The organism is Pluralibacter sp., from assembly GCF_019237635.1.
Classification (GTDB): domain Bacteria; phylum Pseudomonadota; class Gammaproteobacteria; order Enterobacterales; family Enterobacteriaceae; genus Enterobacter_B.
On record NZ_JAFAGS010000055.1, the window covers coordinates 1 to 9,750 of the forward strand.

Here is a 9,750-nt window from a genome sequence, read left to right on the forward strand (position 1 = left end):
GTCCTGGGTAGGAATAATCACAGGCGCGCCATTGGCTGGTGAAAGCACATTATTGGTGGACATCATTAAGGATCGAGCTTCCAACTGGGCTTCGAGCGATAGCGGAATATGCACAGCCATTTGGTCACCATCGAAGTCGGCGTTGTATGCCGCACAAACCAGCGGGTGCAGCTGGATCGCTTTACCTTCGATCAGAACTGGTTCAAACGCCTGGATACCCAAACGGTGCAGGGTTGGTGCACGGTTCAGCAGTACCGGGTGTTCGCGGATAACTTCGTCCAGGATATCCCAAACGACAGCTTCTTCACGCTCAACCATTTTCTTAGCGGCTTTGATGGTGGTGGCAAGTCCTCGCAGTTCCAGCTTGCCGTAAATGAACGGTTTGAACAGCTCCAGCGCCATTTTCTTCGGCAGACCGCACTGATGCAGACGCAGGTATGGACCTACGGTGATAACAGAACGACCGGAGTAGTCAACACGCTTACCGAGCAGGTTCTGACGGAAACGACCCTGCTTACCTTTGATCATGTCGGCCAAAGATTTCAGAGGACGTTTGTTAGAACCGGTGATCGCACGACCGCGACGGCCGTTATCCAGCAGAGCATCGACCGCTTCCTGCAGCATACGTTTTTCGTTACGTACGATGATGTCAGGCGCAGCCAGATCCAGCAGGCGTTTCAGACGGTTGTTACGGTTAATGACGCGACGATACAGATCGTTCAGGTCAGACGTCGCGAAACGACCACCATCCAGCGGAACCAGCGGACGCAGGTCTGGCGGCAGAACCGGCAGAACGGTCAGGATCATCCACTCTGGCTTGTTGCCAGACTGAACGAACGCTTCCAGCAGCTTGATGCGCTTGGTCAGCTTTTTACGCTTGGTTTCGGAATTGGTTTCGTTCAGCTCTTCACGCAGCTGTTCGCATTCCTGCTCCAGATCCATGCTCTTCAGCAGGGCCTGGATAGCTTCGGCGCCCATCTTCGCGTCGAATTCGTCGCCGAACTCTTCCAGCGCGTCCAGATACTGCTCTTCAGTCAGGATCTGATTGCGTTCCAGGTTAGTCATACCGCCTTCGATAACCACATAGGATTCGAAGTACAGTACGCGCTCGATATCACGCAGCGGCATATCGAGCAGCAGACCGATACGGGACGGCAGCGATTTCAGGAACCAGATGTGAGCGGTCGGAGACGCCAGCTCGATGTGGCCCATGCGCTCACGACGCACTTTGGTCTGGGTCACTTCAACGCCGCACTTCTCACAGATAACACCACGGTGTTTCAGGCGCTTGTACTTACCGCACAGGCACTCATAGTCTTTTACTGGCCCGAAGATACGAGCACAGAACAGACCGTCACGCTCAGGCTTGAACGTACGGTAGTTAATGGTTTCCGGCTTTTTAACTTCACCGAAAGACCATGAACGGATCATGTCTGGCGAAGCCAGAGCAATTTTGATCGCATCAAACTCTTCGGTTTTAGTTTGCGCTTTCAGAAACTTTAATAAGTCTTTCACGGATTTGCTCCCGTCGGAGTTAGCACATTCCGCTGCCGGGTATTACCCCGGCAGCAGTGACCTGTTTGAGCGAGAATTACTCGTCTTCCAGTTCGATGTTGATACCCAGCGAACGGATCTCTTTCAACAGTACGTTGAAGGATTCCGGCATGCCCGGTTCCATCTGATGGTTGCCGTCCACGATGTTCTTATACATCTTGGTACGACCGTTCACGTCATCAGACTTAACGGTAAGCATTTCCTGCAGGGTGTAGGCTGCGCCGTATGCTTCCAGCGCCCACACTTCCATCTCACCGAAGCGCTGACCACCGAACTGCGCCTTACCACCCAGCGGCTGCTGAGTAACCAGGCTGTAGGAACCGGTGGAACGAGCGTGCATTTTGTCGTCGACCAGGTGGTTCAGTTTCAGCATGTACATGTAACCTACGGTTACCGGACGCTCGAACTGTTCACCGGTACGGCCGTCAAACAGGGTGATCTGACCGGAGGTCGGCAGGTCGCCCAGCTGCAGCAGCTCTTTGATTTCCGCTTCTTTCGCACCGTCGAATACCGGCGTTGCGATCGGCATACCTTTACGCAGGTTTTCCGCCAGACGCAGAACTTCTTCATCGCTGAAGGTGCTCAGGTCGACTTTCTGACGAACGTCGGTACCCAGATCGTAGGCACGCTGGATGAACTCGCGCAGTTTCGCGACTTCCTGCTGCTGTTTCAGCATGGCGTTAATTTTCTCGCCAATGCCTTTAGCAGCCATACCCAGGTGAGTTTCCAGGATCTGACCGATGTTCATACGAGACGGTACGCCCAGCGGGTTCAGTACGATATCTACCGGCGTACCGTTAGCATCGTGCGGCATATCTTCGATCGGGTTGATCTTAGAGATAACACCCTTGTTACCGTGACGACCCGCCATCTTATCACCCGGCTGGATCTGACGTTTAACGGCCAGATACACCTTAACAATCTTCAGCACGCCCGGTGCCAGATCGTCGCCCTGAGTGATTTTGCGGCGTTTCGCTTCGAGTTTCTTCTCGAACTCGTGCTTCAGTTCGTCATACTGCTCAGCCAGCTGTTCCAGCTGATTCTGTTTCTCTTCGTCGGTCAGACCGAGTTCCAGCCAGCGATCGCGCGGCAGTTTGTCGAGCTTCTCAGCTTCAACGCCACCGGCAACCAGCACAGCGTAGATACGGCTAAACAGACCAGCTTCGAGGATCTGCAGTTCTTCAGACAGGTCTTTCTTCGCCTGCTTGAGCTGCATCTCTTCGATTTCCAGTGCACGTTTGTCTTTTTCCACGCCATCGCGGGTGAAGACCTGAACGTCGATAACGGTACCGGAAACACCGTTTGGTACGCGCAGAGAAGAGTCTTTAACGTCAGACGCTTTCTCACCGAAGATCGCACGCAGCAGTTTCTCTTCCGGCGTCAGCTGGGTTTCACCTTTCGGCGTTACCTTACCGACCAGAATGTCGCCGCCGGTCACTTCCGCACCGATGTAAACGATACCGGATTCGTCGAGTTTAGAGAGCGCAGCTTCACCCACGTTCGGGATATCAGCGGTGATCTCTTCCGGCCCCAGCTTGGTGTCACGGGACACGCACGCCAGTTCCTGGATGTGAATGGTGGTGAATCTGTCTTCCTGAACCACACGCTCGGAGACGAGGATGGAGTCTTCGAAGTTGTAGCCGTTCCACGGCATGAACGCGACGCGCATGTTCTGGCCCAGCGCCAGTTCACCGAGGTCGGTGGACGGACCGTCTGCCAGCACGTCGCCGCGCTCAACCGGCTCACCCAGGGACACACACGGCATCTGGTTGATGCAGGTGTTCTGGTTAGAACGGGTGTATTTGGTCAGGTTATAGATGTCGATACCTGCTTCGCCCGGGTACATCTCGTCTTCGTTAACTTTGATAACGATACGGGACGCATCCACGTACTGAACGGTACCGCCACGCTTAGCAACTGCAGTAACACCGGAGTCAACGGCAACAGCACGTTCCATACCGGTACCAACCAGCGGCTTATCAGCACGCAGGGTCGGAACCGCCTGACGTTGCATGTTCGCACCCATCAATGCACGGTTGGCGTCATCGTGTTCCAGGAACGGGATCAGGGATGCACCGACGGATACCACCTGCTGGGTGGATACGTCCATGTAGTCAACCTGGTCGCGGCTGAACAAGCTGGATTCGCCTTTGCTACGGCAGGTAACCAGATCTTCTACGAAGTGGCCGTCGTCATCCAGGTTGGAGTTCGCCTGAGCGATAACGTAGTTGCCTTCTTCAATAGCAGACAGGTAATGAATTTCGTCGGTAACAACACCGTCGGTCACTTTACGGTACGGCGTCTCGAGGAAACCGTATTCGTTTGTCTGTGCGTACACGGACAGGGAGTTGATCAGACCGATGTTCGGACCTTCAGGCGTTTCGATTGGACATACGCGACCATAGTGAGTCGGGTGTACGTCTCGAACTTCGAAGCCTGCGCGTTCACGGGTCAGACCGCCCGGGCCGAGTGCGGAAATACGACGTTTGTGCGTAATTTCAGACAACGGGTTGTTCTGGTCCATAAACTGAGACAGCTGGCTGGAACCAAAGAACTCTTTCACCGCAGCAGAAATCGGCTTGGCGTTGATCATATCCTGAGGCATCAGGGTATCCAGATCGCCCAGAGACAGACGCTCTTTCACCGCACGCTCTACACGCACCAGGCCAACGCGGAACTGGTTTTCCGCCATTTCGCCTACGGAACGGATACGACGGTTGCCGAGGTGGTCGATATCGTCCACTTCGCCTTTGCCGTTACGGATATCGATGAGCTTCTTCATCACTTCAATGATGTCGTCTTTGCTCAGGATACCGGAACCTTCGATCTCATCACGTAGCAGAGAACGGTTGAACTTCATACGACCAACCGCAGACAGGTCATAACGGTCTTCGGAGAAGAACAGGTTCTCAAACAGGCTTTCAGCCGCTTCGCGAGTCGGCGGCTCACCCGGGCGCATCATGCGGTAGATTTCTACCAGCGCGCTCAGACGATCGTTAGTTGGGTCGACGCGTACCGTTTCAGACATGTACGGGCCGTGATCCAGATCGTTGGTGAACAGGGTTTCGATGCGCTTGTGGCCGGACTGGCTCAACTTCGCCAGCAGATCCAGGCTCAGCTCCATGTTCGCCGGGCAGATCAGCTCGCCAGTAGATTCGTCAACGTAGTCTTTAGACGCCACTTTGCCAGCGATATACTCAACCGGAACTTCGATGTGTTTGATTTCATCTTTTTCCAGCTGACGGATGTGGCGCGCAGTGATACGACGACCTTTCTCAACGTAGATTTTACCGTTGGCTTCGATGTCGAACGACGCGGTTTCGCCACGCAGACGCTCTGGAATCAGCTCCATCTGCAGCTTGTTGTCGCGAATCTCGAAAACCACTTTCTCAAAGAACAGGTCAAGGATCTGTTCAGTGGTGTAGTTCAGTGCACGCAAAATGATGGTCGCAGGCAGTTTGCGGCGACGGTCGATACGTACAAACAGGTTGTCCTTCGGATCGAATTCGAAGTCCAGCCAGGAACCGCGGTAAGGGATAATACGCGCGTTATACAGCACTTTACCCGAAGAGTGGGTTTTACCCTTGTCGCTGTCAAAGAAGACGCCAGGGCTACGGTGCAGCTGAGAAACGATAACACGCTCAGTACCGTTGATAACAAAGGTACCGTTATCGGTCATGAGCGGAATTTCGCCCATGTACACTTCTTGTTCTTTAATGTCTTTTACGGTGCCTTCCGGCGCTTCACGCTCGTAGATCACCAGACGCAGCTTAACGCGCAGCGGGGCGGAATAGGTCACGCCACGGATCTGACATTCCTGAACGTCAAATACCGGCTCGCCCAGGCGATAGCTAACATACTGCAGCTCAGAATTGCCGCTATAGCTCGCAATAGGGAACACGGAGCGGAAAGCCGCTTCCAGACCGTACTGACCTTCAGGATCTTGCTCGATAAACTTCTGGAACGAGTCAAGCTGGATAGAAAGGAGATATGGAATGTCCAGAACTTGTGGACGTTTACCAAAATCCTTACGAATACGTTTTTTCTCGGTATAGGAGTAAACCATAGGGTTCCTCAGCTCGCTGACAAGTCGACCCACTCTGCCCATTCGACGGGCAGTTTATGCAACACTATTTTGTTGACCGGAAAATGGAACACTTTCCGCAATACCTGTTGCTATCACGCTTAAACCATTTCATTGCGATTTACACAGAGCGCGAGCCCTGTCGCAGTATATTAAGTCGTCGATAGAAACAAGCATTGTCAGGCTAACCAGCAGTCAAACAGTGTGAAATGCTACTGGCGCCCTACAGCGCAAAAAGGCTGGTGACCAAAAAGTCACCAGCCATCAGCCTAATTTCTCAGGCTGCAACCGGAAGGGTTGGCTTATTTAACTTCAACTTCAGCGCCAGCTTCTTCCAGAGATTTTTTCAGAGCTTCAGCGTCATCTTTGCTCACGCCTTCTTTCAGAGCGGCCGGAGCAGATTCTACCAGGTCTTTAGCTTCTTTCAGACCCAGGCCAGTTGCGCCACGTACTGCTTTGATAACAGCAACTTTGTTAGCGCCAGCGGCTTTCAGAATTACGTCGAACTCAGTTTTTTCTTCAGCAGCTTCAGCAGCCGGGCCAGCAGCAACAGCTACAGCGGCAGCAGCGGAAACACCGAATTTTTCTTCCATTGCAGAGATCAGCTCAACAACGTCCATTACGGACATAGCGGCAACTGCTTCAATGATTTGATCTTTAGTGATAGACATTTAAATTGTTCCTGAATATCAGAATAAGTTTATACGTAAGCGAATGCTTTATAAAGACAACTGCGATTAAGCAGCTTCTTTCGCATCGCGTACAGCAGCCAGAGTACGAACCAGTTTGCCAGCCGAAGCTTCTTTCATGGTTGCCATCAGGCGTGCAATTGCTTCTTCGTATGTCGGCAGAGTTGCCAGGCGGTCGATCTGCGACGCCGGGATCAGCTCACCTTCAAAGGCAGCGGCTTTGACCTCAAATTTTGCATTCGCTTTCGCGAACTCTTTGAACAGACGAGCGGCAGCGCCCGGGTGTTCCATAGAGTATGCAATCAAGGTCGGACCGACAAACGCGTCTTTCAGGCACTCGAACTGAGTACCTTCAACAACACGGCGCAGCAGGGTGTTGCGAACAACACGCATGTAAACGCCGGCTTCGCGACCTGCTTTACGCAGTTCAGTCATTTTATCTACAGTCACGCCACGGGAATCCGCAACTACTGCAGACAGCGCGCCTTTGGCTACTTCGCTGACTTCAGCAACAATCGCTTGTTTGTCTTGAAGATTTAAAGCCATTAGCTTTGCTCCTGGATGTTTGCCAGAGTAAATCTCTGGAACTCACTTCACTCTTTTCAACGAAAAGAGCGTCTTAACACGGTGAGCAGAAACAAGCCAAAGATACTTAAAAAAATAGTCTTCAGGTTCTGTCACCGTCTACGCAGGGAATTAAGTTCCTGTTACGAAACACCTGCGGTCTTGGACGGAGGCCTGGATAAGGCCAGGCTCCAACCGAAAAATTTTTCGTGGGGGTAAGATTGTAGACAAAATCACCACCCACGTAAAGACTAATCTTAGTTCGCGGAAGCGCTCAGACCAGCCTGATCAACAGCTACACCAGCACCCATGGTGGTGGAGATGCTAACTTTCTTGATGTACACGCCTTTCGCCTGAGTCGGTTTTGCTTTTTTCAGCGCAACCAGCAGAGCTTCCAGGTTTTCTTTCAGTTTGTCAGCGTCAAAGTCCACTTTACCGATGGTGGTGTGGATGATGCCGTTTTTGTCGTTACGGTAACGAACCTGGCCTGCTTTAGCGTTTTTAACCGCTTCAGCAACGTTCGGCGTAACAGTACCCACTTTCGGGTTTGGCATCAGGCCACGCGGACCCAGAACCTGGCCCAGCTGGCCAACAACGCGCATTGCATCCGGAGAAGCAATAACAACGTCAAAGTTCATTTCGCCTTTCTTGATCTGGTCAGCCAGATCTTCCATACCTACCAGCTCAGCGCCAGCTGCTTTAGCAGCTTCAGCGTTCGGGCCCTGGGTAAATACGGCGACGCGAACAGAACGGCCAGTACCGTGCGGCAGTACAGTTGCACCACGTACGTTCTGGTCAGATTTACGAGCGTCGATGCCGAGGTTAACAGCAACGTCTACGCTTTCGGTAAATTTAGCGGTGGCCAGCTCTTTCAGCAGAGCGATGGCTTCGTTGATGTCGTACTGTTTAGTTGCATCAACTTTCTCACGGATCACGCGCATGCGCTTGGTCAGTTTAGCCATTTCTTAATCCTCCACTACCAGGCCCATGGAACGCGCAGTACCTTCGATTGAGCGAGTCATCGCTTCAATGTCGGCACCGGTCATGTCGGCAGCTTTAGTCTGCGCGATTTCCAGCAGCTGAGCGCGAGAAACTTTACCTACTTTCTCTTTGTTCGGCTTGCCGGAACCAGACTTGATGCCTGCAGCTTTCTTCAGCAGAACAGCAGCCGGCGGAGTCTTGGTGACGAAAGTGAAGGAGCGGTCAGCGTAAACGGTGATAACTACCGGAATCGGCAGACCTTTCTCCATGGATTCAGTTTTAGCGTTGAACGCTTTGCAGAATTCCATGATGTTTACGCCCTGCTGACCCAGAGCCGGACCTACCGGTGGGCTCGGGTTAGCCATACCAGCTGCAACCTGCAGCTTGACATAGGCTTGTACTTTCTTAGCCATTTAAATTTCCTCTAGTGGGTATAGCGCCTCAAGGAGGCTCCCCGTGATTAATACATGATTTATGTGCACAAGGCCCATAAATACAAAAGGCGCGAAATTGTATTCCAATCTCGCGCCTTGTGCAACGTTTGATCGCTGCTTATTTATGCTTTTTCAACCTGGCTGAAGTCCAGCTCTACCGGCGTTGCACGACCGAAGATAGAAACGGAGACTTTCAGGCGGGACTTCTCGTAGTCCACCTCTTCCACCACGCCATTGAAGTCAGCAAACGGACCGTCATTAACGCGAACCATTTCACCTGGCTCAAACAGCGTTTTCGGACGCGGCTTATCACCCACCTGCTGCAGGCGGTTCATAATCGCATCAACTTCTTTGTCGCTGATCGGCGCCGGACGATCGGAGGTACCACCGATGAAGCCCATTACGCGAGGTACGCTGCGCACCAGGTGCCAGCTGGCGTCATTCATCACCATCTGAACCAATACGTAGCCCGGGAAAAATTTGCGCTCGCTCTTGCGACGCTGGCCGCCACGGATTTCGACCACTTCTTCGGTCGGCACCATGACTTCACCAAACAACTCTTCCATATTGTGTAATTTGATATGCTCGCGCAGCGACGTAGCTACGCGGCCTTCAAAACCGGAAAACGCCTGAACGACGTACCAGCGCTTTTTAGGAGCTTCAGACATCTCAGAACCTCAGGCCAGTGATAAAGGATACCAGGCGGACCAGAATACCATCCAGTCCCCACAGGATCAGTGACATTACAGCAGTAACTGCGGCCACAATCAGCGTGGTGTGCAACGTTTCCTGGCGAGTCGGCCAAATGACCTTACGGACTTCAGTTCTCGCTTCACGGGCAAACGCAACGGTTGCTTTGCCTTTCGTCGTCAACAGCGCGACACCACCCGCTGCAGCAATCAGAATTACAACTGCCAGCGCACGCAGCGGCAGCATAATGTCACGATAAAGGTAGTTGCCCACGATAGCTACGATCAGCAGCACGGCAACGACTACCCACTTCATCGCTTCCAGGCCGCGCCCGCTCCCTTGAGCTTCGGTATTCGCACTCATAAACCAACCTGTCAGAAGTATTCTACAAACATTTTCACCCCGCGAGCGCGAGGCAAACCAAACCGAAATTATGTTTCGGACTAAACGCCCTCTTCAGAGCCTGTCTCAGCAATGATTATGACAAAAAAAATCACTGATGAGCCAGGTTCTGGTTCGAAAGCGTGCAAAAAGGGCATCAAATGATGCCCTTTTATTGCGCATTGCGTCAAATGTTATCAGCGATTAGCCGAGAACTTTAGCAACCACGCCCGCGCCAACGGTACGGCCGCCTTCACGGATTGCGAAACGCAGACCGTCGTCCATCGCGATCGGGTGGATCAGGGTAACAACCATTTTGATGTTGTCGCCCGGCATTACCATCTCTACGCCTTCCGGCAGTTCGATGGTGCCA

General features: G+C 52.6%; 7 protein-coding genes and 2 pseudogenes. All 9 read right to left on the minus strand.

Annotation, left to right across the window (positions count from 1 at the left end):
• Positions 1 to 1,515, minus strand: a pseudogene (locus JO226_RS06835) (DNA-directed RNA polymerase subunit beta'); the annotation flags it as partial.
• A gap of 76 nt (positions 1,516 to 1,591) precedes the next feature.
• Positions 1,592 to 5,620 (minus strand): DNA-directed RNA polymerase subunit beta, encoded by a 4,029-nt coding sequence (rpoB, locus tag JO226_RS06840; RefSeq protein ID WP_293535910.1) that lies wholly within the window; start codon positions 5,618 to 5,620, stop codon positions 1,592 to 1,594.
• 320 nt (positions 5,621 to 5,940) lie between these two features.
• Positions 5,941 to 6,309 carry a 50S ribosomal protein L7/L12 gene (gene rplL, locus JO226_RS06845; protein WP_035890291.1) on the minus strand — a complete coding sequence of 123 codons (369 nt, stop codon included), beginning with the start codon at positions 6,307 to 6,309 and terminating at the stop codon, positions 5,941 to 5,943.
• 66 nt (positions 6,310 to 6,375) lie between these two features.
• Positions 6,376 to 6,873 (minus strand): 50S ribosomal protein L10, encoded by a 498-nt coding sequence (gene rplJ, locus JO226_RS06850; RefSeq protein WP_002438625.1) that lies wholly within the window; start codon positions 6,871 to 6,873, stop codon positions 6,376 to 6,378.
• Positions 6,874 to 7,148: 275 nt separating this feature from the next.
• Positions 7,149 to 7,853, minus strand: coding sequence for a 50S ribosomal protein L1 (gene rplA, locus JO226_RS06855; protein WP_293535946.1), 705 nt, complete (start codon positions 7,851 to 7,853; stop codon positions 7,149 to 7,151).
• A gap of 3 nt (positions 7,854 to 7,856) precedes the next feature.
• Entirely contained in the window at positions 7,857 to 8,285 is a 429-nt protein-coding gene (rplK, locus tag JO226_RS06860) for a 50S ribosomal protein L11 (RefSeq protein WP_293535948.1), read from the minus strand.
• Between the two features lie 143 nt (positions 8,286 to 8,428).
• Entirely contained in the window at positions 8,429 to 8,974 is a 546-nt protein-coding gene (gene nusG / locus JO226_RS06865) for a transcription termination/antitermination protein NusG (RefSeq protein ID WP_001287521.1), read from the minus strand.
• A gap of 1 nt (position 8,975) precedes the next feature.
• Positions 8,976 to 9,359 (minus strand): preprotein translocase subunit SecE, encoded by a 384-nt coding sequence (gene secE / locus JO226_RS06870; protein ID WP_013094999.1) that lies wholly within the window; start codon positions 9,357 to 9,359, stop codon positions 8,976 to 8,978.
• Positions 9,360 to 9,581: 222 nt separating this feature from the next.
• A pseudogene (gene tuf / locus JO226_RS06875) lies at positions 9,582 to 9,750 on the minus strand (elongation factor Tu); the annotation flags it as partial.

Bases quoted from the DNA above. Each gene is read 5' to 3' on its own strand.
- secE (WP_013094999.1), bottom strand. From the start codon at position 9,359: ATGAGTGCGAATACCGAAGCTCAAGGGAGCGGGCGCGGCCTGGAAGCG.
- rpoB (WP_293535910.1), bottom strand. From the start codon at position 5,620: ATGGTTTACTCCTATACCGAGAAAAAACGTATTCGTAAGGATTTTGGT.
- rplJ (WP_002438625.1), bottom strand. From the start codon at position 6,873: ATGGCTTTAAATCTTCAAGACAAACAAGCGATTGTTGCTGAAGTCAGC.
- rplK (WP_293535948.1), bottom strand. From the start codon at position 8,285: ATGGCTAAGAAAGTACAAGCCTATGTCAAGCTGCAGGTTGCAGCTGGT.
- nusG (WP_001287521.1), bottom strand. From the start codon at position 8,974: ATGTCTGAAGCTCCTAAAAAGCGCTGGTACGTCGTTCAGGCGTTTTCC.
- rplL (WP_035890291.1), bottom strand. From the start codon at position 6,309: ATGTCTATCACTAAAGATCAAATCATTGAAGCAGTTGCCGCTATGTCC.
- rplA (WP_293535946.1), bottom strand. From the start codon at position 7,853: ATGGCTAAACTGACCAAGCGCATGCGCGTGATCCGTGAGAAAGTTGAT.